Annotated in this window: 25 protein-coding genes; 3 read left to right on the top strand and 22 right to left on the bottom strand. The window is 43.5% G+C overall.

What is annotated here, in order from left to right; translation table 11 throughout:
• Positions 1-3 precede the first annotated feature (3 nt).
• From atpH to upp, 12 genes are all read right to left on the bottom strand, one after another.
• Entirely contained in the window at positions 4-507 is a 504-nt protein-coding gene (atpH, locus tag LI112_RS05260; RefSeq protein ID WP_005425856.1) for an ATP synthase F1 subunit delta, read from the bottom strand.
• Positions 488-988 carry a F0F1 ATP synthase subunit B gene (gene atpF, locus LI112_RS05265; RefSeq protein WP_022388515.1) on the bottom strand — a complete coding sequence of 167 codons (501 nt, stop codon included), beginning with the start codon at positions 986-988 and terminating at the stop codon, positions 488-490. Before atpF ends, atpH begins: the two co-directional genes overlap by 20 nt.
• Before the next feature lie 55 nt (positions 989-1,043).
• Positions 1,044-1,268, bottom strand: a complete 225-nt coding sequence (atpE, locus tag LI112_RS05270; protein WP_005425853.1) for an ATP synthase F0 subunit C — start codon at positions 1,266-1,268, stop codon at positions 1,044-1,046.
• Positions 1,269-1,332: 64 nt separating this feature from the next.
• Complete coding sequence (locus LI112_RS05275) at positions 1,333-1,998, bottom strand: F0F1 ATP synthase subunit A (RefSeq protein ID WP_044925818.1); 666 nt, start codon at positions 1,996-1,998, stop codon at positions 1,333-1,335.
• A 195-nt stretch (positions 1,999-2,193) separates the two neighbouring features.
• Complete coding sequence (locus LI112_RS05280) at positions 2,194-3,162, bottom strand: biotin--[acetyl-CoA-carboxylase] ligase (protein WP_022388512.1); 969 nt, start codon at positions 3,160-3,162, stop codon at positions 2,194-2,196.
• Positions 3,163-3,165: 3 nt separating this feature from the next.
• Positions 3,166-4,158 carry a YafY family protein gene (locus LI112_RS05285; RefSeq protein ID WP_055066108.1) on the bottom strand — a complete coding sequence of 331 codons (993 nt, stop codon included), beginning with the start codon at positions 4,156-4,158 and terminating at the stop codon, positions 3,166-3,168.
• 10 nt (positions 4,159-4,168) lie between these two features.
• Complete coding sequence (locus LI112_RS05290; RefSeq protein WP_055066107.1) at positions 4,169-4,411, bottom strand: hypothetical protein; 243 nt, start codon at positions 4,409-4,411, stop codon at positions 4,169-4,171.
• A gap of 123 nt (positions 4,412-4,534) precedes the next feature.
• Complete coding sequence (locus tag LI112_RS05295) at positions 4,535-4,990, bottom strand: metallophosphoesterase (protein ID WP_005425847.1); 456 nt, start codon at positions 4,988-4,990, stop codon at positions 4,535-4,537.
• 36 nt (positions 4,991-5,026) lie between these two features.
• Positions 5,027-5,500 (bottom strand): acyl-CoA thioesterase, encoded by a 474-nt coding sequence (locus LI112_RS05300; protein WP_005425845.1) that lies wholly within the window; start codon positions 5,498-5,500, stop codon positions 5,027-5,029.
• A gap of 17 nt (positions 5,501-5,517) precedes the next feature.
• Entirely contained in the window at positions 5,518-6,438 is a 921-nt protein-coding gene (locus LI112_RS05305; RefSeq protein WP_005425844.1) for a ketopantoate reductase family protein, read from the bottom strand.
• Between the two features lie 63 nt (positions 6,439-6,501).
• The gene (gene nth / locus LI112_RS05310; protein WP_022388508.1) at positions 6,502-7,134 is read right to left on the bottom strand and encodes an endonuclease III; all 633 of its coding nucleotides are present in this window, start codon (positions 7,132-7,134) and stop codon (positions 6,502-6,504) included.
• A gap of 24 nt (positions 7,135-7,158) precedes the next feature.
• Positions 7,159-7,788, bottom strand: a complete 630-nt coding sequence (gene upp, locus LI112_RS05315) for a uracil phosphoribosyltransferase (protein ID WP_022388507.1) — start codon at positions 7,786-7,788, stop codon at positions 7,159-7,161.
• Between the two features lie 222 nt (positions 7,789-8,010).
• Here upp and LI112_RS05320 point away from each other — a divergent pair, with 222 nt between their 5' ends.
• From LI112_RS05320 to LI112_RS05330, 3 genes are read left to right on the top strand one after another with little or no spacing between them, the layout of a single operon-like run.
• Positions 8,011-8,346: a hypothetical protein gene (locus LI112_RS05320; RefSeq protein WP_055066106.1), complete on the top strand. Its 336-nt coding sequence runs from the start codon at positions 8,011-8,013 to the stop codon at positions 8,344-8,346.
• A gap of 20 nt (positions 8,347-8,366) precedes the next feature.
• The gene (locus LI112_RS05325; protein ID WP_055066105.1) at positions 8,367-9,551 is read left to right on the top strand and encodes a VWA-like domain-containing protein; all 1,185 of its coding nucleotides are present in this window, start codon (positions 8,367-8,369) and stop codon (positions 9,549-9,551) included.
• A 39-nt stretch (positions 9,552-9,590) separates the two neighbouring features.
• Entirely contained in the window at positions 9,591-11,105 is a 1,515-nt protein-coding gene (locus LI112_RS05330; RefSeq protein WP_227190327.1) for an ATP-binding protein, read from the top strand.
• Between the two features lie 58 nt (positions 11,106-11,163).
• Here the strand turns inward: LI112_RS05330 and LI112_RS05335 are convergent, their stop codons facing one another.
• From LI112_RS05335 to LI112_RS05380, 10 genes are all read right to left on the bottom strand, one after another.
• A complete protein-coding gene (locus LI112_RS05335; protein WP_118044730.1) occupies positions 11,164-12,408 on the bottom strand; it encodes a CDP-alcohol phosphatidyltransferase family protein in 1,245 nt (414 codons plus the stop codon).
• 194 nt (positions 12,409-12,602) lie between these two features.
• Positions 12,603-13,673 carry a DnaJ C-terminal domain-containing protein gene (locus LI112_RS05340; protein WP_172675410.1) on the bottom strand — a complete coding sequence of 357 codons (1,071 nt, stop codon included), beginning with the start codon at positions 13,671-13,673 and terminating at the stop codon, positions 12,603-12,605.
• 129 nt (positions 13,674-13,802) lie between these two features.
• Complete coding sequence (eis, locus tag LI112_RS05345; RefSeq protein ID WP_005425831.1) at positions 13,803-15,014, bottom strand: enhanced intracellular survival protein Eis; 1,212 nt, start codon at positions 15,012-15,014, stop codon at positions 13,803-13,805.
• A 132-nt stretch (positions 15,015-15,146) separates the two neighbouring features.
• A complete protein-coding gene (raiA, locus tag LI112_RS05350) occupies positions 15,147-15,674 on the bottom strand; it encodes a ribosome-associated translation inhibitor RaiA (RefSeq protein ID WP_005425827.1) in 528 nt (175 codons plus the stop codon).
• Between the two features lie 93 nt (positions 15,675-15,767).
• Positions 15,768-18,467 (bottom strand): YfhO family protein, encoded by a 2,700-nt coding sequence (locus tag LI112_RS05355; protein ID WP_227190328.1) that lies wholly within the window; start codon positions 18,465-18,467, stop codon positions 15,768-15,770.
• Positions 18,464-19,423, bottom strand: coding sequence for a glycosyltransferase family 2 protein (locus LI112_RS05360; protein WP_055066103.1), 960 nt, complete (start codon positions 19,421-19,423; stop codon positions 18,464-18,466). The genes LI112_RS05355 and LI112_RS05360 overlap by 4 nt, the downstream gene beginning before the upstream one ends.
• On the bottom strand, positions 19,423-20,355 hold the full coding sequence (locus LI112_RS05365) for an NAD(P)-dependent oxidoreductase (RefSeq protein WP_118235966.1): 933 nt from the start codon (positions 20,353-20,355) through the stop codon (positions 19,423-19,425). The genes LI112_RS05360 and LI112_RS05365 overlap by 1 nt, the downstream gene beginning before the upstream one ends.
• A complete protein-coding gene (locus LI112_RS05370) occupies positions 20,352-22,196 on the bottom strand; it encodes a thiamine pyrophosphate-binding protein (RefSeq protein ID WP_118235967.1) in 1,845 nt (614 codons plus the stop codon). Before LI112_RS05370 ends, LI112_RS05365 begins: the two co-directional genes overlap by 4 nt.
• Positions 22,196-23,518, bottom strand: a complete 1,323-nt coding sequence (locus tag LI112_RS05375) for a phenylacetate--CoA ligase family protein (RefSeq protein ID WP_227190329.1) — start codon at positions 23,516-23,518, stop codon at positions 22,196-22,198. The genes LI112_RS05370 and LI112_RS05375 overlap by 1 nt, the downstream gene beginning before the upstream one ends.
• Positions 23,505-24,725 (bottom strand): lipopolysaccharide biosynthesis protein, encoded by a 1,221-nt coding sequence (locus LI112_RS05380; protein ID WP_227190330.1) that lies wholly within the window; start codon positions 24,723-24,725, stop codon positions 23,505-23,507. Before LI112_RS05380 ends, LI112_RS05375 begins: the two co-directional genes overlap by 14 nt.
• Positions 24,726-24,735: the final 10 nt, after the last annotated feature.

A 24,735-nucleotide genomic window follows, 5' to 3' on the forward strand; every position in this document is an offset into this window, starting at 1 on the left:
TGTTCACCTCCGGGTCAGTTTCTGTTGTAACATACGGTAACGTCCCCGCATGCTCCAGTCAAATTCACGTCCGTCTGCCTGGAGGACAAATCCTCCGATCAGACTTTTGTCTTCTATCATCTCTATTTCGGCCTGTTCAGCCTGAAATTCCCGGCACAAAAATGCTTTGATGCCTTTCAGCTGTTCATCCTTCGGCGGTGTTACATAACGCATCACTGCATGCAGGATGTTCTTATGTCTTCTGCAGATTTCTTCATAATTTTCAAAGATCTCATTCAGAAGACCGATGTTTCTGTGTCTGCAGGCAACCTTAATGAAATTCTTCATCTCATCAGGGATCACTCTGTCGATCACTCTGCTCTTTGCTTCAAAAGGCACCAGTGGGTTCTCAAGGCTCTCTGCCAACCCCGGAACCTCACGGAATATTTCTTTTGTTGTCTGTACGGCTTCTGTCGAAACAGAAAGCTCGTACAGTGTTTTTGCATAATTAACGGCGGTCGCTGTCATCCGGATCACCTGCTTCTTCTATAAATTGATCATATAAGGATAAATCCTGATCTGCTCCACTGTTCTTACCAATGACCTTAGCTGCAGCTTTCATAGCAAGCTCTGCAACATCGCCTTTCATCTGACGCATTGCATTCTCGCGTTCCATACGGATGTCTTCCTGTGCCTTTGCAAGCATGGCATCTACTTTTGCGGTTGTCTCTTCTACTGTATGGTCTGCCTGAGCTTTTGCTTCTTTTCTGGCCTGTTCCATGATCTGGTAGGATTCTTCTTTTGCAGATTTTAAAGCACCCTCATACTGTTCCTGAAGTGCTTTTGCATTATCCTGTCGTTCCTTTGCTTCTGCAAACTGCTGGTCGATCATCGCTTTTCTCTGGTCCATCACATTTATGATCGGTCCGAATAAAAACTTCTTCATCAAAAGATACAGAACCAACAGGTTGATGATTGTGAAGACAAGGTTGATATCAATCTTTATCACCTGGTCCACCTGCCTCTCTTATCCTGATTCATTCTCATTGTCTATATCTTTTCTATTAGCCCAGCATGATGATGATCAGAAGACCGATTACGAAACCGTAGATAGCTGTTGCCTCGGCAAGTGCACATCCTAACAGAAGGTTCTTACTGATCTTACTCTCTGCTTCAGGCTGTCTTGCGATTGCTTCTACTGCTTTTGAAGTTGCGAGGCCGATACCGATACCAGCTCCGATACCTGTAAGAACTGCGATTGCTGCTCCGATTGCTACTAATGTTGACATAATTTTTTCCTCCTCGATTGACAAAAATAATGAATTTTCTTAATTTGATATCTGTTTATCCTGATTATTCAATTGCTTCCTTGATAAACAGTGATGTTAAGAATACGAATACATATGCCTGGATGAATCCGTCAAAGAAATCAAAGTACAGGCTGAATGGTATGGGAAGAATTGCCGGACATATAAATTCAAGCAATTTCATTACTACAAAGCTTCCCAAAACATTACCGAATAATCGCATACACAATGATGTCGGCCTGATTGCCAGCTCCAGAATATTGATCGGAAGCATGATCGGAACCGGCTCTGCAAAACTATGCAGAAATCCTTTGAGTCCTCGTTTATGAAAACCAGAGTACTCGATCAGAATAATGCTCATAAGCGAAAGTGCTATGGTCACATTCATATCCTTTGTAGGTGGTGTAAAACCAAAGACACCTGCTATATTGGCAATTCCAATATAGATAACGGTAGACATCAGATAAGGGATATATCTTTTTCCCTCTTCTCCAAGAATTCCTTCAAAGAAATTCAAGAGAAAACTTACTCCTGATTCCAGAAGAAGCTGTTTCTTGCCTGGATTCTCAACCTTGAGATTACGAACCAGTATCAGTGAAAGTACTAACAGCACTGCCATGATCACCCATGTAACAACTACACTCTCTGCGATCGGCACTCCGCCAAACACCGGTATCGTAAAGGCAGTCTTGCTTTCCAGCTCTTCTGCCAGTGTGGCTGATAAATTTCCCGTCTTTCTCCCTCCTTTTCTCTCGACCGGATTGTCATTAAATTGGTATGACCGGTCTGCCTTTGTTGCACTTATTTTACGCTCTTTGTCAAAAAAAAGTCAATATCCATTCTCCCTATTTTGTCTCAAAATGGAATGCAAAATTATGCACATTTCACAATTATATTTAATATAACTTCATATTATAATTGATACTTCTCCATAGGACAGAACCGACAAGGAACCGTCTGCTTCCTCTACCTTCAGTCTTCCATCCGGGCATATTTCCAGTGCTTTCGCTCTGCGGATCTTATCTCCGTCCGAAATACAGATTTCCCTTCCGGGCACAAGATTATGTTCTATATATTCCTGTGGAAGTCTCAGTTCTCTGGTTTCCTCAAGCAGGGCATTTACAATCTCTGCGGCCAGTCGGCTGCGGTCAAGCTCTCCCGCAGCTTCCCGGTTCTCATATATTCCACCGGCAATTCCTTTTAACGAATCCGGGTACCCGTCCGCTGCCTCAAAAATATTCAACCCGATTCCGACCACGGCAAATTCAATATTTCCACTCTCAAAGTCTGTGACTGCTTCTGTAAGAATGCCGCAGACTTTTTTTCCATTATGATAAAGGTCATTAACCCACTTAATATCCAATTCAACTCCGGTAATTTTCTTTACTGCTCTGTAAACTGCCACTGCCGCCTCTGCAGTCAGAAGCAGACTCTCCTGAAGACTGCCTTTCGGTTCGAGGATCACACTCAGGTAGATTCCTGCATCCTGCGGTGAATAAAAACTGCGTCCCCGCCGGCCACGTCCTTCTGTCTGGCATCCCGCCAGCACAAAGCTTCCATGACCGGCTTCTCCGGTAACAGCAGCCGCTTTCGCTGCACGGTTCGTAGAATCCACTTCCTGATAAACTTTGATATAAACCTCCGGAAACGACAAAAAAGGCCGTATTGCTTCAACGGAAAGTCGATCATTCGCTTTCACCAGCATATAGCCTTTATTTGGTCCCGCCTCTATCATGTATCCTTCTTCCCGAAGAGATTTCACAGCTTTCCAGATTGCAGCCCTGGTACAGTGAAGCTCCTCGGCTAACTTTTCTCCTGAAAGGGTCTCACCCTTCTCTTTCTCCAGAATTTCCAAAAGTCTTGATTTAACGGTCATATTCTATTCTTCTCCATAATTCATCAGAGTATTCTTCATAAATGATATATATTCTCTGCGTACATTCTCCGGTGATATGATCACTGCCCCTGTTCCAAGGCTGGCCAGCCAGCCAAAGAATTTCGGATTGACGCTGATGTGCGTCTGCATCGAAAAATGCTTTTCATCCCGGGGAATCAGCATGACATCCTGTCCAAAACGATCCAGGACCACACCAACAAAACGGTTTTCAAATTCCATCCGGACGGGAGTTTCTTTTCCTCCAAACATTCCAAAAGTTCCGGCTGAAAATTTCTCCATATCAAAATTTTGAAAAATGCTCTCTCCATTTCTTTTAGCTTTCTCAATATTCAGATGTTTGATCTTGTCAACACGATAATGTTTGACGATCTCACTTTTCTCGTCCATACCCAGCAAATAATAATTTTCGTTCTTCCAGATTAATTTCCACGGACTTACTCTGTATCTTTCTCCACCGCGTTTCTGTTTCAGATTCTTAGAAAAATCCCATTCATAATACAGGAAACCGATCTGATGGTTCTCCGCAATTGCATCATAAATCCCCTGAATATTCTGATATACTTCATTGTTCGGTGACTTCACTCCCGGTACTGTATAAGTCTGATACTGAAGTTTCCTCGCTTCACTGACACTGGTCAGACTTTCCAGTTTGCGTAGAAGTTCCCGGGACTGTTTCTGCGTCAGGAATCTGGATGACTGCACTGCGTCCATCAGAATCTTCAATTCCGGAAGTTCAAACTTTCTGTCCGCAAGGAAATATCCCGAAGGACGTCCTCTTCGATTCTCAATCTTCATTCCGAACACCCTCAGTGTCTCTATATCATCGTAGACAGCCTTACGCTCCACACTGATTCCATAACTGTCCATATATTTTATGATCTCAGCTACGGATATCGGATGTTCTCTGTCCGTCTTCTCTTCAAATGCCTTCATCAGATATAAAATTTTGAGTTTCTGATTAAATGATCTCGGCATACATTCTCCCTTATTTATCTGCCAATGCTATGACTACACCTGAATATAATACCATAAAGCCAAGTGCCAGGGCAATCCTGTCTGCAGAATGAAAATCCAATTTCAAAACCATCGCACCCATGATCATGATCTCTATTGTAACGATCGCCCCTAATACCATCGCCATGATACTGGAAAATTTCCTGCGATTCTTCTTTCCGCGACTTCTCTCTGCCCTGTAAACTCTTCCTTCTGCATTTGCTGTGTTGACCATCGTGGTTTCCTCCCTTTATACCGAACATGTTTTCCGAACATTTGTTTCTTATATTGGGAGTATCTCATATTTAATGTACGATAAAACGGGACAAATTATCCAAAAGCAAATATATGTTCGTTTTTATGCAGAAAAATTGATTTTTCTGACATTCCAGTTTCCATTGTCAATTTCCATAAGAGCCATGGTGACTTCTCCGCCAAAACGACTCCTGCCACAGCTTCCCGGATTCAACCACAGCCGTCCATCGATCATTTTTTCAAAATAATGATGACTGTGTCCAAAAATAACAACCTGCGCTGTACCCAGATCCCATGCAACATCTTTTTTATTATGTGTCATAAAGAATTCCGTTCCTTCTATTTTAAATCGCAGTGTAACTGAAAGCTTTTCGGCCCAGTCACGGTCATTATTTCCACGCACGACATAAAGACTGCCAAGATACCGGAGCTGGTCAAGGATTTCCGGCCGGTCAACATCTCCTGCATGTAAAATGCAGTCACATGTCTTAAGTATGCTGATCACTTCCGGTCTCAGCAATCCGTGTGTATCAGATATGATGCCAATTCTTTTTGCCATCTGTTTTCTCCTGTAACATTCCTATCAGAAAATTTCTCAGAATCCTTCAATCCTTCTTTTCTTTCGGAGTGCATAACGTTTTTCCGCACCCTGCCATTCTGCCTTTTCAGCCTCTGTCTCAACGATCAGCCCCGGTACTTCGACTTTGTTGTCGTTTTCATCAAGCGCCACCATAACTTCATATGCACGGTTGATCATCTTGCGCATACCGTCAGAATCTTCCACATATGTATCGATCCGTACTTCCATGGATGTTCTTCCCACGTATGTCATCTTTCCGATCAGGACAACAGTATTTCCAAGATAAGCGCCTGCCTTAAAGTTCAGATTGTCCACGCAGGCTGTTGTGACGATCGTTCCTGCATGGCGGTGAGCCACAATCCCGGCCATTTCATCAATCCACTGCATGAGGACACCACCAAACAGACGTCCATAGCTGTTGATATGCTTATTCATGATCAAATAGGTGTTTTCAGTGCGGGAATCTTCCACCCTCTTCATTTTCCGCATTTTATCACTTCCTTCGTTTATTTGAGTCCCTGTTCATGAAAACGTGCCGCCGCTTTTTCGTATTCCGGAAGTGGGACACCATATTCTTTTCCCAGACGGACGATTTCATATACAAGACCATCTATTTCTGATTTTTTGCCCGCATACACATCTCTCTGCATAGAGGTGGTTGCCTCCGGTGCCAGTGGTGCCACAATCTTCAGATTTCGCTCCACAAGATCCTCCTGAAATTCAATTCCCATCGCATGGGACAGCGCTACGATCTCAGTGATCAGAGCTTTAAACATTTCTCTTGCCTCTCCGTCTTTCTGAAAATCTGCTGCTGTCGCATTACAGTAAAGTCCGGCTACTCCGATCGGAGATACGTAAGAGAATTTTACCATAGCATCTCTGCGAATATCTTCAGAGAGAATCACTTCTATATTTTCACATGCCATATCTTTTGCAATTTCACGCATCTTTTCCGTCTCTTCTTCCGGTTTTCTCGCACCGAAGACAACACGGAGAATTTTTCCATGTCGCAGGATCACACCCGGCTCCAGAATATTGGCAGATACGTAGATACATCCATCCGGCACTGTCAGTTCCGGAAATTCTTTCTGAAGTTTTCCTCCTGTCCCATAAATATTGAGGATTGGAAGGACTACTGTATCTTTTCCTGCAAGTTTCCGGATCACCGGAATTGTTTCCGTCATAGAATAACCTTTTACACAGACCAGGATCACATCAGGTGTATCACTGTATTCTTCCACTGTGCATGCTTTTACCGGAATCATTTCTCTTTTATGATCCCACAGGCGTTCCATGCCCAGACCATTTTTTCTGATCGCCTCAAGGTGTTTTCCTCTGGCGATGAGGGTTACATCTTTTCCTGCCTTCGTCAGAAAAAAGCCAAGACTTCCGCCGGTTCCGCCAGCTCCGATGATTGCATATTTCATATCACAGAATTCTCCTTTTCTTAAAGAATCAGCTCCTCATATCCTGAGGAGCCGATTAGATCATTATATATTTTTCGCGCAGATGTCTTCCAGACAGCATCTGTCACAATACGGTTTTGTTCTCGCTGTACACACCTCACGTCCATGGTACACAAGGCGATGGCAGAAATCACTTCCTTCTTCCGGTGGAATGATCTTCCACAGGGCCATTTCCACCTTCTTTGGTTCTTTGATTCCATCCACAAGCCCGATTCGATTACAAAGCCGGATGCAATGCGTATCTGTAACAATTGCCGGTTTGCCAAAAACATCTCCCATGATCAGATTGGCACTCTTGCGTCCTACGCCGGGAAGTTTCAAAAGTGCCTCGAAAGTTGTCGGGATGTTGTCATCATACTGTTCATGAAGGATTCTCATACATGCACTGATGTCCCTGGCTTTGCTTCTGCCAAGTCCACACGGCCGGACGATCTCCTCGATCTCCTCCGGCTCTGCAGCCGCCAGCGATGCCACATCCGGATACTTCGCATAAAGCTCCTCTACAACTACGTTAACTCTTGCATCTGTACATTGCGCTGCAAGACGGACACTCACAAGCAGTTTCCATGCCTGATCATAATCCAGTGTACAGCCTGCATCCGGATATTCTTTTTTCAGCCGGGCGATCACTTCCAGTGCCAGTTCTTCTTTTGTCATTATTTTCTGCTTCTCCGCTGTCTCTTAGATTGTTCCGAAAATACGGTCACCTGCATCACCGAGTCCCGGGCAGATGTAAGCATTTTCATTCAGTTCACGATCCAGATGTCCTACATAGATCTGCACGTCCGGATGTTCTCTGTGAAGTCGTTCCAGACCTTCCGGTGCTGCGATGACAAACATACATTTAATATTCTTTCCACCATGCTGTTTGATCATTCTGACTGCATCTACCGCAGAACCACCGGTTGCAAGCATCGGGTCTGTCAGCACGATCAGTCTCTGTTCGATCGGATCCGGAAGTTTGCAGTAATATTCATGTGGTTCATGTGTCTCCGGATCTCTGTAAAGGCCGATATGACCGATCTTTGCAGACGGAACCAGCGTTGTGATACCGTTTACCATACCAAGTCCGGCACGAAGTACCGGCACAACTGCCAGCTTCTTTCCGGCGATCATTGGGGATTTACATTTCTCGATCGGAGTTTCAATTTCCACATCCTCCAGTGGAAGATCTCTCAGTGCCTCATATCCCATAAGGACTGCAATTTCTTCGATCAGTTTACGGAACTCATTTGTTCCTGTATTTTTGTTACGAAGCATAGAAATTTTGTGCTGGATCAGCGGATGATCCATAATAAATACGTTTTCCATGTTTTCCTCCATTATCATTCTCTTTAGAATTATATCACTGTCATACAACTATGGTGATTATACCTTATTTCTTTTCCATTGACAACTCCCACCGAAATGATACACTGAATTTAATCCTTTTTAGTAACTTTCATCTGGTCAAGCGGATATTCGCAATTGAAGCAGGGAACTTACTTGATTCGGTTAAATAATTATTCACTATTTTTGAAAGGAGCATTCTTCATGGACAACTGCGAAAAAGAATTTGAATCTGCCGGTCAGGAAGCCAGGCGTCTTGCTATTGCATTAAAACGTTTTACGGAAGTTCAGGATCCTGTATGGAAAGAAAAATATCAGCATTATCTTTCCCTTCGTTTCCGGCCTGCCATAATCGAACTGATCCGTCAGGATGATTTTTTTCGTATTCAGAAACTCTGTCAGTTTGTATCGATCACAGAATCCGCACTCGACACATTTATTGAGGAAGCCGTCCGGCTCCACCGGGAAGAAATTCTTTCCTTCTTTCTGGAATTCCAAAAAGACCACTTTGGCTTTCATGACCATGACTTTACCTTCTGATACAGATAAGGAGTAAGATTATGAAACATCCTATTTCTCCGGACACCTCCGGTCTTTATGAAAAAATATGGAATTTTGTACGTGAACAGCTTTCTGTCAGATATCCCTTTTTTCGTCATCTTCTCTGGAATTTTTCCTTTCAGGAATCCTCAGAAACATCCTCTGCCGGCACAGATGGCAGTGTCATCTATTTCTGCCCGGATTTTCTTATAAAAACGTTTCAGGATGATCCCGATACTCTGGAAAAGCTTTTTTTGCATATGCTGTATCACTGTCTTTTCCTTCATCTGATCCTGGAGATACCTTCTGAAGCTCAGCGATGGGATCAGGCCTGCGACCTTGCTGTATATCGACTGATCCATCATGAGAAAAAAGAATATCGTCCGGCTATACTTTATTCGCAGAATCCTGAGCTGCCGGAAACCTGTGCAATGGATGATCATCAGTTCTGGAAACAGGCTGACCGTAAGAAGCTTCTCGAACAGATGAAAAATCTCTGGAACAACAGTTATGGTACCGGTGGTTTCGGTCTCTACGGTTCTGACGGCAGAGGCGCTTCCCCGGGGAGTCTGCAGGAAGAAATCAGTCTGCGAGAAAAACACCGCTATGATTTTCATCGTTTTCTCAGACATTTTGCCGTTCACCGCGAGGAACTTCATACAGATACAGAAAGTTTTGACTATATTCCTTATCTCTATGGTCTGGAACATTATGGCAATATGCCACTCATTGAACATCTGGAATACCAGGAAGTAAACCGCATGGAAGAACTCGTCATTGCGATCGATACTTCCGGTTCCTGCTCCGCCGCTACAGTCCGGCGTTTTATGGAAGAGACTTATGGGATTCTCAGTGATCACGAAAATTTTTTCCGCAAAATGAACCTTTACATCATTCAGTGTGACAGCTTTATTCAGGACGTTATACATGTTACCTGCGAAGATGACTGGAAAAATTATCTGACACATATCACGATCCACGGTCGTGGCGGCACAGATTTCCGCCCTGTTTTTGCATATGTGCAGGATCTCCGTAACACCGGAGCTCTCCGTAATCTGAAAGGACTTTTGTACTTCACAGACGGAGATGGTATTTATCCCGAAAGACCGACAGATTATCAGACTGCTTTTATTTTTTACCGTGAAAAGGCCCTGCATCAGAAAGTTCCGGTCTGGGCACATAAGTTATATATGGATGAAACATAATCTTGCATCATCTCAGATGCAGAAAGGATACCACATTTTATGAATATCAAAGAAGCAAAACAGGAACTTCTCCAAACCATACAAGTCTATACTCGTAAAGATTCTAATGGCCATTATCTCCTGCCATCTGTCAGACAACGGCCGATTCTCCTGATCGGGCCGCCCGGTATCGGCAAAACAGCGATCATGGAACAGGCCGCCAGAGAATGTGGAATCGGACTGGTTGCTTATACAATTACACATCATACACGCCAGAGTGCTGTCGGTCTCCCTGTCATTGTAAAAAAGAATTTTCAGGGAAAAGAATATTCCGTAACAGAATACACCATGAGCGAGATCATTGCTTCTGTTTATGAAAAGATAGAAGAAACCGGCTGTAAAGAAGGAATCCTTTTTATCGATGAGATTAACTGTGTATCCGAAACGCTGGTTCCCACTATGCTGCAGTTTCTGCAAAATAAAACATTTGGTACCCATCCGGTTCCATCTGGCTGGATCATTGCTGCCGCCGGAAATCCTGTTGAATACAATAAATCTGCCAGAGAATTTGATATTGTCACTCTGGACCGCGTAAAACGAATCGATATTGAACCAGATCTCAATGTATGGAAAGAATATGCATCTGCAAAAGGGCTTCATCCTTCTGTTCTTTCTTACCTGAGTTTAAAAAGAGAACATTTTTACCATATTGAGAATACGGCGGACCACATCTGTTTCGTCACTGCACGTGGCTGGGAAGATCTTTCTGCAATTTTATACGGATATGAGGATATGCATTTTGCTCCGGATGAAAACCTGATCCGTCAGTATCTGCAGGATGAAGAGATTGCAAGAGATTTTGGTGCTTATTACCAGCTTTACGCAAAATATCGTCAGGATTACCGGATTCCTGAAATTCTCTCCGGATCCCTTGATGAATCCGTTGTAGAGTCACTCTGCACGCTGGCAGCCCATGCCCCAACAGATGAACGTCTTACTGTTGCCGGGCTTCTTCTGGATGGATGGAACACCTTATTTCTGAAATTCCGGGAAGAAGACCAGTTCGCAGTCGCCCTTCAGAGCGTACTCCGTCAGGCCAGAGCCTCACTTCTTGAAGGAAATACGCTTGCTGCTTTTACAGAACAATATCGAACTTCTCAAAAAATCCGCCTGGAAAACCATCTGCTTGACCGCATGGAAACAGACTGCACGGAACGTATTGCCCGAATTCTTGAGCAAAGTCTCTCCCTCACTCAGCAGGAACGTATTTCTGCTCCGGAAGAAGTAATCGCGATCCTGCGTCACGCTCTGGAGGAAAATGTCAAGATCCGACAGGATACTGTAAACCGCACTTCTCTGGCGCTGCATCTTGGCTTTTCTTTTGCTGAGTCGGCTTTTGGTGATGGACCTGAAATTTTGTTTCTGATCTCAGATCTCAGTCATAACGCAAATGCAGTATCTTTCATTAGTCATTTTGGCTGTGAAGAATATTTTCGTTTCAATAAAAAGCTGAAATTTCAGGAAGAACGGCAGAATCTTCTCCAGGAAATTGATTCTGTTATAAGGACAGTCTGACAAAAAAGGAAGGTGGTCTCCCCTCTGAGGAAACCCCTTCCTTAAATTAATCTTTCTTTTAATTACCACTGAAACCGCCCTGCATTTTCCGCTGATATCTTCCATTCTGGTGTTCCAGCATTTCGCGAAACTGCGCTGCATACATACTCAGAGACATTGCCATGCAGACTGCACAGGCTCCAATCAGTACATTAGATGTAGAATATGGAAGTCTCGGTCCTGCCAGCAGGATCAGTACAACTACATAAGTTACTGCTGTATTCAGCTTACCATGCCACTGTGCCTCAATCGTTTCTTTTGTCTCCATCAGTACTTTCCACCCTGCAACTGTCATATAACACTCTTTTATCACAAACAGGATCAGCACAAGCTTCGCCAGTGGATATCTTGGAATCAGATACGCAATCATCACACCCTGCATAGCCTTATCTGCCACCGGATCCAGAATACGTCCAACCTGGCTGATACTGTTAAAGGATCTGGCAATTCTGCCGTCCAGAACATCTGTTGCCGCAGCGGCAAGAATGAGCAGTACAAGTACCGTACGGTACTCTCCTACACCATATCTCTCAAATATTCCAAAGAATGCAACTGCCAGACACAGTCGAAGTGTGCTGAGCAGATTCGGAACCGTACAGATCTCTCTGCGTGTAAGTACTTCTGCCAGGCGTTCCTTTCTTGCAGGAAGCACTCTGTAAAACAGCTGATAACAAAGAATATTCAGGATCAGTGCAGTCATAACATCTGCCACACTGTGCTGTTTCAGGAACATCGTTGATAAAACGATCGATATTGTAAGTATGATCTGGCTTACCGTGAACAATTTATTTTTCCTGCACCGTTCATTTTGATATAAGGCGATACAGCTTGCTGTTGCATTAAATACATGCATGCTTGGGAAAATATTGGTAGGTGTATCAATTTTATACAAAAAACGTATCACACTGATAAACACACCGCCTCCGGTACTGCCAAGATCCGGTCTCAGATGCTGTCCGTTCGGATATACATAAGAGATCAGCAGAAACAGTGTCATACCTACACCCAGAGTTCCGAGATATTGATAATATTCTTTTTTGCTCGGGCAGAATACCGCAAAATAAATCACTGTTCCGATCAGGAAAAAGTACCAGAGTACATATGGAATAATAAAATACGGGCAAAACGGAATCTTATCATCAGCTAATGAATGAATCATATGTATTTTTACATCGCTCTGCTCCATCAGCATAAACGAGATCATATAAAAAATTCCATAAGCAGGTATGATCCACAAATGCTTTGATTGTTTCAGATAATTCAAAATATCCATCCTTTCCGGCTACAGCCTGTCTGTTACTGTTCATAGCAAAACTCTGCTGTCATTGGACTTCTGTTTTTTCTGTAGCTTATGATATCTCTATCCTATCAAATAATCAATGCACAAAATGCCGAAAATGGACAGTTTTACAAAAATTTCATAGTTGTTTTATAAAGAATTTTAAAAAGGAAGCGTCTTTATGCTACGCTTCCTCTTCTTTTCCGTTCATCATTTCTGCAGACCTGCTGAAATTCTCTTAACTTTTCTTTTGCTTCCGGGCTGAGGTTCTGTGGCACCTGAATTCGGATCGTCACATACTGATCACCATGAACAGATGGATTTTTCATCGAAACGATACCTTTGCCCTTCAGACGGATCTTCCTTCCTGTCTGAGCACCTTCCGGAATACGGCAGATCACATCACCGTACAATGTAGAGACTTTTGCCTCGCCGCCAAAAACAGCTGTTGTGAATGGAATTTCTGTTGTTGTATAGACATCCATACCATTCCGTTCGTATCCTGGCTTTGGCTGAATATTTACTTTCAACAAAAGATCTCCGGCTTCTCCTCCGTTAAATCCAGGATTTCCTTTGCCCTTCAGACGGATGCTCTTGCCATTTTCGATACCTGCCGGAACATGTACCTGCAGTGTCTGGGAACCGCTTCCTGACGGATCCGAAAGACGGATCATTTTATCGCATCCAAATGCAGCATCTTCAAAGCTGATACTTACTTCAGACCTGAGGTCACTGCCTTTTTCCTGGGTATGCCCTCCAAATCCGCTTCCTCCGAAACCACTGTGAAAGCCCTGTCCGCCAAATCCACTGCTCTGACGACTGTATCCACTGTTTTTCTGACCATGGAACATATTTCCAAAGATATCTCCGAAAATATCTCCCATATCACCCATATTACTATTTTCAAAATGATACTCATGATAACCATTGCCGCCCTGACCAAAGTCAAATCCTCCAAAGCCTCCATGAAAACCGCCTCCGGCTCCATTCTGTCCACCGGCTCCATATGGATTTCCACTGCCCTCTTCAAATGCAGCAAAACCATACTGATCGTATAATTTCTTCTTTTCTGTATCACTTAATACATTGTAAGCTTCTGTAACTTCTTTAAATTTCTGTTCTGCCTGTTTATCACCAGGATTCATATCCGGATGATATTTTTTTGCAAGTTTTCTGTATGCACGTTTGATCGCCTTGGCATCGGCATCTCTTCCGACTCCAAGGACTTCATAATAATCTCTCTTAGCCATAATGCCACCTCCGGTTCACATTGCTAAAAAGGAGATGCAGTTATTTTCACCGCATCCCCTGTCCATCTCTTTTGTTCTATATGTAATATAACACGCACACATACTATTGTCAAGAGTTCCTCAAATATTTTAAAAATAATCTGATATATACGGAGTCTGCTGCTCGATCGCATCCTCAAGCATATCAATCGTCCACTCTGCTGCCTGAATACGTCCAATCTTTGCAAGATATTCCGGACGTTTGTAGCCCATCAGCATAGTGGTCATTGTCTGAATATTGATCGTATCTTCGCATGGCTCCATGATCCGCATAACCTGTCCATGACCATCCCTTGAGATTATCAGATGGAAATTTCCCTGATTACATTCCATGATCGGATCGACCAGGCGGAATTTCCATTCCCGGTCAAGTACACTTGGTTTAAACGGATATTTCTCAATGAAGGAAACAAAATCAACGATCCTACCCATATAATATGGAGAAATCACTTCTTTGATACTCGCATCTTCCAGAAGGAATGCCAGCGGTTCATCTGTATATGTATCGCCTTCTACCTGATTGATCATGGAAAAATGAGCTGCCACAAAGTTCCAGAGACCTGTCCTTGCCTCCTCATTATTAAAAATCATATCTTTAATATGAAATACTTCTTTGGCTATCCAGTAGATCACATAACCATCCGGCTCATTTTTTTCATTATAATATACTGCTGCCATGATATCATCAGAATCCCACAACCAGTACTCATTCCATGCCAGATCATCACGAAGGATCGCACCATGTGTTCTCATGGCATAACGCTTGTAGGTTTCTTTCAGCTCTTCTCCCTCCGTATCCACACGGCGGACATCCCCCGGAACCTGATGATTCTTCGGGAGCTGATAATCCTTGATTTCATAGGAAATCTTATCAGAAATGATTTCCCAGCCTTTGCGTCTGTAATACGGTATGGAATAAGGGTAAAGATAACAGATATCCTGTCCACGCTCTTTCATATTCTTGAGTGCCTGTTCCAGAAGCTTGTGCATCAGCCCCATGTTGGAATATTCCGGGTAGGTTCCTACACCGGTAAGGCCGCCCATCGCATAAGTCTGCCCAAAGATCCGTACATGCATCGGATAAACTGCCACCTGAGAAACCAGGGTATCATTATCAAACCATCCTATAACATCTGCCTTTTCCATGGTAGGAAATTTGGCACGGATAATTTCTCTCTCCTGCCATCCAATGGAACTCAGCTCCTGCTCAGTTACCTGAAATACATAACGAAGAAGTGCATTATACTGTTCCATGTATTCACTGCCTACGGGTTTCATTTTGAGATTCTTTTTGTTATTCATGTCTTCTTTCCCTTTTGTCTGATGCCGGCTGCTTCTATTACATTTAATACCCACAAGTCCCACCCCTCAGTTGAAGGGTGGGACTTCATACTGCATATATGAAGTGCTCCAGACTGCACTTCAGATTTAAAATCAAAATTCCGGTTCAATTAAACCGTATGTGTTTCCTTTACGTTTGTATACTACATTGACCTGTTCAGTCTCTGCATTAAAGAATACGAAAAAGTTATGTCCCAGGAGTTCCATCTGTACGCATGCATCTTCCGGATACATAGGTTTGATTCCAAATTTCTTGGTACGGATGATCTTAACCTCTTCATCTTCTTCATAATCCTTGTCCAGATACTCTTTCTGGAAGTTTGCAGCTGCCTGCTGTTTATCAACGATTTTATTTTTGTATTTACGAAGCTGACGTTCGATGACTTCTTCAACCAGGTCAATGGATACATACATATCATTGCTTACCTGTTCGGATCTGATGATATTTCCTTTCATCGGGATCGTTACTTCGATTTTCTGTCTTTCTTTTTCGACACTTAAAGTTACTACCACTTCTGTGTCAGGAGTAAAATACCGTTCCAGTTTGCCGAGTTTATCCTCTACTGCGGTCTTGAGTCCCTGGGAAACTGTGATGTTCTTTCCACTAATAATAAATTTCATAGTCCCATCCCCTTTGCTGTTTATTTTGGATGATATTTTTATAAACAACTGTTTTGTTGTCTATGCGTCCATTATAACACACTCCAACGAATTTTAACACAACTTTACAAAAAATTTATATAAATTCTGACTAAAGACCAGTATAAAAATTATAATTCCAATGATTGTCATTCCCACGCCATAGTTTTGGTATGGTGTTTCATATTTTAATACAATCTCATGAGTTCCAGACGGAACTTCCACTCCGCACATACCTTCATTGATATTATACACACCGGCATCCTCTCCATCGATCTGTGCAGTCCATCCCTTCTGATAGAACAGCGGAACACACAGCATTTTGTTCTCAGATGCATCGTTTGTTACCTGTGCCTGATATGTACTGTCAGAAAATGTCACCTCATCAGCTCCGGATTCCTTCAATGCTGTATAACCACTTTCCGTAATATCGCAGGATTTTAATTCGAAATTATTTATCACTGCTGATTCAACCGGAGAACTTACATCTACACGAAGCTCTGTGATTCCCCCAGGTACAAGATGTTCCCATGTCCTGTTGTCCTCAGTGACTTTAAATGTGTAAACTTTCTCCGCAGAGAAGCCTTCATCTCCCTCTGTCTGATAATAAACAGCCATTTCTGTTTCATCAGGTGCGTCTACTGTCAGTGAAAGTCCATACAACTTGTCGTTGTCTGCAAAACAGGACGCCACGCCTGGAAATACAACATTTGGATCTGCGCCGAGATTGCTCACGGTAATGCCTTCTGATCCTTTCTCCATCGTACAGTCAGTCGCTGTATCCGCATAATCCAGCAGCGACAGGTCTGTTTGCTCCGGAAGGTCCGCCTTCTGATAAGAAGACGTCTCCTCTGCATCCGTATAATAAAAGCCAGACAAAGAAGCCAGTGTTTTGTCCAGTCCGGACATTTCTTTTACTTCTTCCTGATTCCATTCTTTATCATACAGATATCCAAATGGAAGTGCATACTGATTCTCAAAGACTGATCTGCCACCCGCCTCTCCAACAGATGTATATATCTTCTGAGGTGCATGGTATCCGGTCCCTGTGATCAGATATTTCGTTCCCAGCAGAGAACTCCTGATATAGTCATCCATATTGAAGTCTACGAAATTACCGGACAGTGTTTCCGGTCCGTACATCTTATGATAAGCAACCAGTGACGCCGGATTGGTGCTCATATACACCGAAAGTCCATTGTAGCCCTGACTCATTCCATCGTTTTCTGATGCCGATGTATAGGATTTCTCGATACGGTATACCGAATCATCCTGCTCTTTCAGCATAGCCACAGCTTCTTTTGTCCCATCATTGTAATATTCTGTTGCCACCTGATTTCTGGTCGGAGATTCACGATGCCACAGAGACGGATAATCCAAAACAAACAACTCACATATCAGAACCAGCAATACAGCAGCCGGAAAAATTCTGTACATTTTTTTTACAGAAGTTCCAACTGCAAATAATATCAGATAGACTGCCAAAAATCCTATTACTCCTGCCGTAACCTTATGGTCCGGTTTTATATTTTTAAAGCTGTACATCCATGCCAGCAATCCGCCACAGATAACAATGGCAAGTATGCTGCCGGTCAGAACTGTTTTTCTGTTCTTTTCTCTGAATACCTCCTGAAGGAAACACCCAATAACAAGTGCTTCCACAAAACATATCATAAACGTCCATCGATAGGAATGTTTCGTAAATACGAGAATACGGCTGGTAAGCGGCATGATCGTCAGGAAGACCAGAAACACCGTAAGAACCAGTGCCTTTACTCGGGTGCTTTTCTTTACAATAAAATAGCTGACTGCAAAAACTGTCAGGATACTGACCGCAAGTATCATTCCCTCATAATAATTGAGGTATCCTGTATAATCTTTGTCAATTCCCAGCATATGATTTGAAAAAAATCTGGCCACGATCGTTCCCAGCGTTTTTCCTTTATATGGACTCAGTAAATGAGAAGTTCCTTTTGCAGCCAGTACCCCTGCCCTGGCACTCTCCAGAAATGTATCTGCGATCGGTACCAGTGCCACACCTCCGATCAGTACACCAAGAATTCCCATGCCGCCAAGTCCGGCCACTTTTCCAACAGTACGTTTCAGGGAATATCGCTGCATGATGCTGTAAATAAAGACATAAAATACAGCAAAAAAAGCGATCATGTACAGGAAATAATAACTGGAGATCAGCAGCATCGTTACCGTGAGCACGAGTCCTGCACTTTTCCAGCGCTGTTCTCCATTCAGATAACACTGAAGAAAATACATAAAGACTGTAAACAGTGCCATACAGGTACAAAAGCCGTAATGCTGTCCCCAGAGAATCACATAACCGGAAAAGGTCCATGCGAGCGCCGCTGCCATAGTTCCGATTCCATCCTGCATCAGTTTTCTGTAAAACAGATATCCAACAAGGGAAATCGTTATCATCTTCAGATAGGCAGATGCAAGAACAGCCCAGGGAAGAAGTCTCTGCGGAGCAAGCAGGATCAGAAGATTGTAGGGAATCAAATATGCCGGATAATAGGATGACACATCCATTCCCAGTCCCGCCTGCAGCACATAACCACTTTCTCCACTCCGAAACAGAGAAGAAAAAAGTCTATACTGGGCATAATTGATCTGCATGGTATCTGCTCCTGTATCTGTAAACACATAGGCATATCCACCCAGAATAAATTTACTGTACAAAATGGCAAAAAGTCCGCTTGTGAGCAGAAACAGCCATACCAGTTCGTTTTTCCACAGTGGTTTTTTCTGCGTATCTGTCATTCCTCGTCCTCCTCCGGCTCGTCAAAATTCAGTCGTTCTTCTTCCACCACAAGTGGTCTGTCAAGAACTCTGGTATTAATGCTCAGAACGTATTCCCCAAGAAGTCCGATAAAGAACAACTGCAATGCCCCCAGGAAAAACATACCGATCACCATCGGTGCTACTCCGGCTGAAAAGCGATCCCAGTACATGAGTTTGAGGACCAGATAGACCACTGCAGCTGCCAGGCTGAGTCCTCCAATGATAAAACCTGCAAAAGTTGCCAGTCTCATCACCACCTTGGAATAAGAAGTAATTCCGATCATTGCATAATCATAAAGACTGTAGAAATTATTTTTGCTTTTTCCTGCGCGCCGCTTTGGCTGTGTATATTCAATCGCTTTATAATCAAATCCCAGTTCAGCAATAATGCCTCGAAGATACGGCATCGGATCATGCAGGTCACGCACAACATCCACAAATTTTCTGTCATACAGACCAAAGCCGGTAAACTGATCAATATGATCAATATCTGTAATCTTATTGATCAGTCTGTAATAGCATTCACGCACCAGGTACATGCCACGGCGTTCTTTACTTGCACTCTTCACTCCAATTACAATCTTTGTTCCCTTTTCCCATTCCCGGACAAATTGGGGGATCATGTCTACCGGATCCTGAAAATCTGCACACATACGTACCACACAGTCGCCATATGCCTGTTTCATTCCATACACCGGTGATCTCGCCTGTCCGAAATTTTTTGCATTAAAGATTGCCTTGATCTTTCTGTTATTTGCACATAGTCCGCGAAGAAGCGCTTTTGTATTATCTTTTGAATGGTTGTCTATAAACAGGATCTCATAATCATATTCACTGAGGTCTTTCTCCATAACCTCTATGATCGCCTGTGACAGAGGAACCACATTTGCCTCTTCGTTATAGGTGGGAATTACCACCGAAATTTTCTTTCTCATTATTTTCTGTCTCCTGTATTCTGACTTTCCAGCCAGCAAAGCGTTTCTTTTATTCCTTCTTCAAAGGTATATTCCGGTACAAATCCAGTATCCTTTGTAAGACTATCTATATCTGCACACAGATTCCGCACTGCTCCCGGCGGATATGGTCTCGCGCCGATTCCCGGTGAATCCGCTCCGGTAAGTTCCGCCATCTGCATGATATATTCCCGCAGAGGATGTGCCTGCCCGCTTCCCACACAGTAAACTGCACCATCTCTGCCTTTTTCGCCGATCAGATAATATGCGCGCCCTGCATCTTTGCTGTAAAGATAATCCCATCTCTGTTCTGCAGGGGTAAACTCTGTTTTTTCGCCTTTCAGCATTTTGCGCAGACCAGAAGCGATCATTGTCGTCTCTTTTTCATATATTCCATACACACTGAAAATTCTCGGCCAGATCCATTCTATTCCAAGTTCCTTACAAAGCATGAAAGAAAGCTGGTTTGCAGCGAGCTTGCTCGCACCGTAAGGCGTCGTCGGATGTACCGGACTGTCCGGTGCGATCCGCGGAACATCCATCGGTCCATATTCTGCCTGTGAACCTGCTCCGATAAATCTTTTGCATCCCATTGCATGAGCAGCACGGACAGCCTTCAGAGTATAAAAGACATTTCTGCTCTGCAGCTCTGTACTGCTGTTTCGATTTTCCCCGGTATTTCCCCATGCAATATGAAAAAACGTATCGCATTCTCCGGTGATCTTCGCTGGAAGTTCTTCCAGTTTTTCCAGTTCACATTCTATCTGATGTATCCGTGCACTCTCCGGCAGACGTTTTGTCTTCGAAGACCCTGCACGTACAACTGCATAAACCTCAATGTCATGTCTGATACATTCTTCGATCAATGCTGTTCCGATCATACTGGTTGCTCCGGTAACAACGATTCGTTTCATTGCATTTCTCCATTCGTTTCTGTAAACATATTTTCTTCCAGTTCTTCTTTGCTGAGGAAAGGATACATATCTTCCAGCGGTGCCGATACCATACTTCCATCCGGAAGTTTTTTTGCAGAGGTTTTTGGTTCTGTTTTCTGATATTTTGTCACAAACACCTCGCACACAGATGCCCCGGTTTCCTCCAGGACCTGATGAAGTGTTTCCGGAAGTTCTTCTGCAGCATGCACTGCCCGATAAGAAAATCCATATGCCGGTATGATCTTGGACAGATCCGGGAAACTCAGATCTCCACTCTCTGCTCCAACTCCCACCAGCGGTGGTTCAAAATAACTCTGTTGTGTCTGTCGGATAGAATGATAACCCTGGTTATTGATCACAAATAATTTTACCGGAAGACGGTTCTGCCATATTGTCTGTAATTCCTGCAGATTCATCTGCAGACTTCCCTCACCGGTCACACAGACTACTGGTTTTCCGGGCTGTGCGACACAGATTCCGGTCGCTGCCGGGAGACAGAATCCCATGGACGCAGTATTTGGATTTGTAATAAAACGCTGACCTTTTTTTACCCGAAATGCCTGACTTCCTGCCACTCTGGAAGTTCCCACACTGACCATCAGTGTCTGCCCCTCCTGCATTGCTTTTGACAGTTCTTCATAAAAAGCATAAATATTGGTACAGCCTTCTTCTACCGTCTCATAATGTTTCGCTGTCACCACCGGATATTTCTGTTTCCATACCTGACACTGACGTATCCAGTCTCTGCCTTTAAACAACGGATTTGTTTCATCTGCTCCCCGAAGTTTTGCCGCACAGATAAGCTTGCGTATCAGATCTCCTGCGTCACCACAGACTGGAAGACTGACATGGAGACTTGGTTTTTTCAGTTCATTTTCATCAATGTCATTCAGGATCGTATAACTGCCCCTTGCCCAGTCCTGATACTGAAAACCGGTCTGTGCAAATCCCTGGCGATTCCCGATAGAAAGAAGCACATCGCTGTTCTGAAGTGCAAAATTTCCCGGACGTGTCCCGGTTCCTCCGCTTCTTCCGGCAAAATACGGATGTTCAGACTCCATGGCATCCACACTGCTCATTCCGGTGATCACCGGAACTCCCAGAATATTTACAAGTTTTTGAAAATCATCCATTGCACCTGCAAGACGTACTCCATTTCCCGGAAACAGAACCGGGCGACGGCTTTTTTCTATCTTGTCCAGAATCTGCTGAATGATATCCTGTGAAATTTCTGCCGGTTTTTCTTTCGGATTCTCCTGTGGATCATATCCTCTCAATTTTTCTGTGTCAATGACTGCCCCCTGCACATCCAGCGGAATATCAAGCCACACCGGTCCCGGTCGTCCGTTCACCGCCATATAGAGGGCTTTTTCCAGATGATACCGGATATCTTCCGGATGAATGATCATCTGTGCATATTTTGTAATTGAGGTCACAACCGGTACAATATTACATTCCTGCACTCCCATGCTTCGAAGTTTCAGCCCGGACGCTACAACCGTAGTTGCATATCTTGCCTGTCCTGAAAAAACCAGCATAGGAATCGAATCCATCCAACCGCCGAGCACACCGGTAATGGCATTCGTTGCACCAGGACCGGTCGTCACACAGACTGCTGCCATCCGATTATCCATACGTGCATAAGCCTCTGCAGCCATGGCACATGCCTGTTCATGATGCTGATAAGTACAGTGCAGTTTCGGATGATGTCCAAAAGCATCATTCATATGCATGGCACCACCGCCTGTTACGGTAAACACATCACGGATTCCCCACTCTGCTATATGATCCGCTATATAATCCGATACTTTCTGTTTCATTATGCCTGCTTCCTTCCATTCCATTTATTTTCACAGACCATAAATTTACCGGATGCCTGAATCGGGATCTGGTCCACATAGGTGATCCGAAGCTCTGCGTCTTCACCCAGGTAATATCGGTATGCTGCGAGAAGTTCTGTTTCGTCCAGTCTGGAACGGTCCGCATTCACCAACAGTTCATAGTCTTTTTCTCTCCACTGGATGCATTTTGCCTGGTAAACAGTTCCTTCGAACTTCAACAGTGTATTCATAAAAACGTGGATTGATAGCGGCTCACCTTTTGTGTTATACATAAGAGAACCACGACGTCCGTAAATCTCTGTATATTTTGCATGCACCCGGCCGTTCTTGTCATAATATACACGCATTTTCCCTGTGTCACCGGTATCATAACGAACCATTGGAAATGTTTTATTATAATAATCTGTCACAACGATTCTTCCCAGTTCTCCCGGCTCCGCCGGTTCATCGGAATCCAGTTTCAGAATCTCCGGATAAAAATTATACAGGTCAACCGTATATTCCGGATCCTCATCAAGCTGGATTGCAATAAAGCCATTTTCATTATTTCCATAGGACCGTACCGGAAAAAATCCAAACAGCTCTTTTGTCAGATCATAAGTTTCCTGCGGAAGTGCTTCTCCCATGGAAAATACCATTTCAACAGACCAGCGGCTGATATCTCTTCCTGTTTTTCTGATATACTGAGTCAACGCCGTCAGTGCACTGGAATACGTAACCAGAACCTGAATCTTCTTCTTTTCAATATCACGGCAGATTTTATCCAGTGACTCATCTCCCATATTGGAAATATCCACCATAATCAGATTATTTTTAAAAGATTTCCACTTACTGATCGTATTTTTTCCTTTTATCCACGCACGAAATTCTCCACGTTTCATTCCCATACGAAAGCCATTCAGTTCCATGCAGGAGATAAAGTTCATATTTACACGGCTCATTTTATCTCCGTCACAGAGTACTGTAAACGGAGTTCCTGTAGAACCACTGGTACTGAGCCTGTAGAGATTTCCCTGTTCTCTGACACAATCCACCAGCACCTCATCATAATGTTCGATAAAGTCACCTTTTGTCATGACCGGAAAATCTTCCAGTTTCGTCCATTCCGGATGTTCTTTATAATAAGGAGAGTGCTGTTTTACATAAGAAAGAAGTGTCTGTACTCTTCTTTCCATATAGTCTTCTGTTACACCCTCAACAATTTCATGTTTATTGACTTCTTTTAATTTTTTCAGTCTGCCGCCCTTTGCAGCGTCAAGAAGATTAAATACCTCTCTTCTTAAAACTTCACCTGTCTGCATTTCTGTCTCCTTTATCCTTTCCTGCTTTCACAATACCCAGAATCACTACTGCTGCAACACGGAGACTATTGGCTCCAAGTGAAGCAACAGCAAATCCCATCATTCCATATGTGCGTGCCGCAAGTACTGATGACACGAGCAAAATACAAAAATGTGTAAGCTGAATCCACAACTGCCACCGTTCATCTGTAAACGTCAGAACGAGTATAAACAAAAATGCAGAAAACAGCCCAAGAATCTGCGCAAGATTCACAACCGTTACGATTCCTTTTACCGACTCATAAAGATTTCTGTAAAACAGCCACACAAAAAGTGGTGTTCCGATCTGACAGGCCACAAAAAAAACAAGACTTACACCGCCTCCGGCAAGAACAGCCTTTCCAAACTGTGAACGCGTCAGTCGTTCTTTTCTTTTTGTAAGATAAGAGATCACGATCGTATTAATTGGCGCGATCAGAAGTACCAGCGTCTTTCCGATCAGCGAAACAACATAATACTGTGTGACCTGTTCATTACCGAGGATCTGTTTGATCACAAGGCGATCCATATTCATTGTCGTATTGGTAATAAGATACGATAACGTAAGAAAAAAGCCTCGACCGAGTGCCGTCGTAAAAAATTCGCTTCTTCTGAAAAACTGATGAAAAATATTTCCGGTAACACCGACAAAAGCCAGTGCCGCGGCTTCACCGATCAGATAGATCCACACCCATTGTCCGATCAGGCAATATATACCAAATCCGGCAAGATATCCGATTCCGATCAAAAGATAGTAAATAAAATATCTCCGGTAGTTCAGATTCAGACGATATTCCACATCACCATAATAGCGGAATACAGTCAGCATAAACATCAGGAAAACGCCAGCTGCCATCAACGGACTTTCCAGGCTTTTGCCGGACATAAACAGTGCAACAATACTTCCGATCAGTCCAAAGCCAAGCAAAAGCCAGTCATAGTCCCCATTGGTCACATCAAAATCCCGTCTTACTACAAGACGGCTGTTATTCAGAGCCTGCCCGATAGACGGACATATGATCGCAACAAGTCCTGTAATGTACAAAAGACCGCCAAGCTGTTCTGCTCCCATCATTCTATTAAGAAGCGGAGTGATCACAATCTGGAGCACTGCATTCATAAAAAGCAGACCGCCCATCGTATACAGGGTATTTACCGCAATACCTTTTTTCTGTTCTCTGCCTTCCAAACTGTTTCCT

This window comes from Blautia sp. 210820-DFI.6.14, from assembly GCF_020558815.1.
Taxonomy (GTDB): Bacteria; Bacillota; Clostridia; order Lachnospirales; family Lachnospiraceae; genus Blautia_A; species Blautia_A obeum.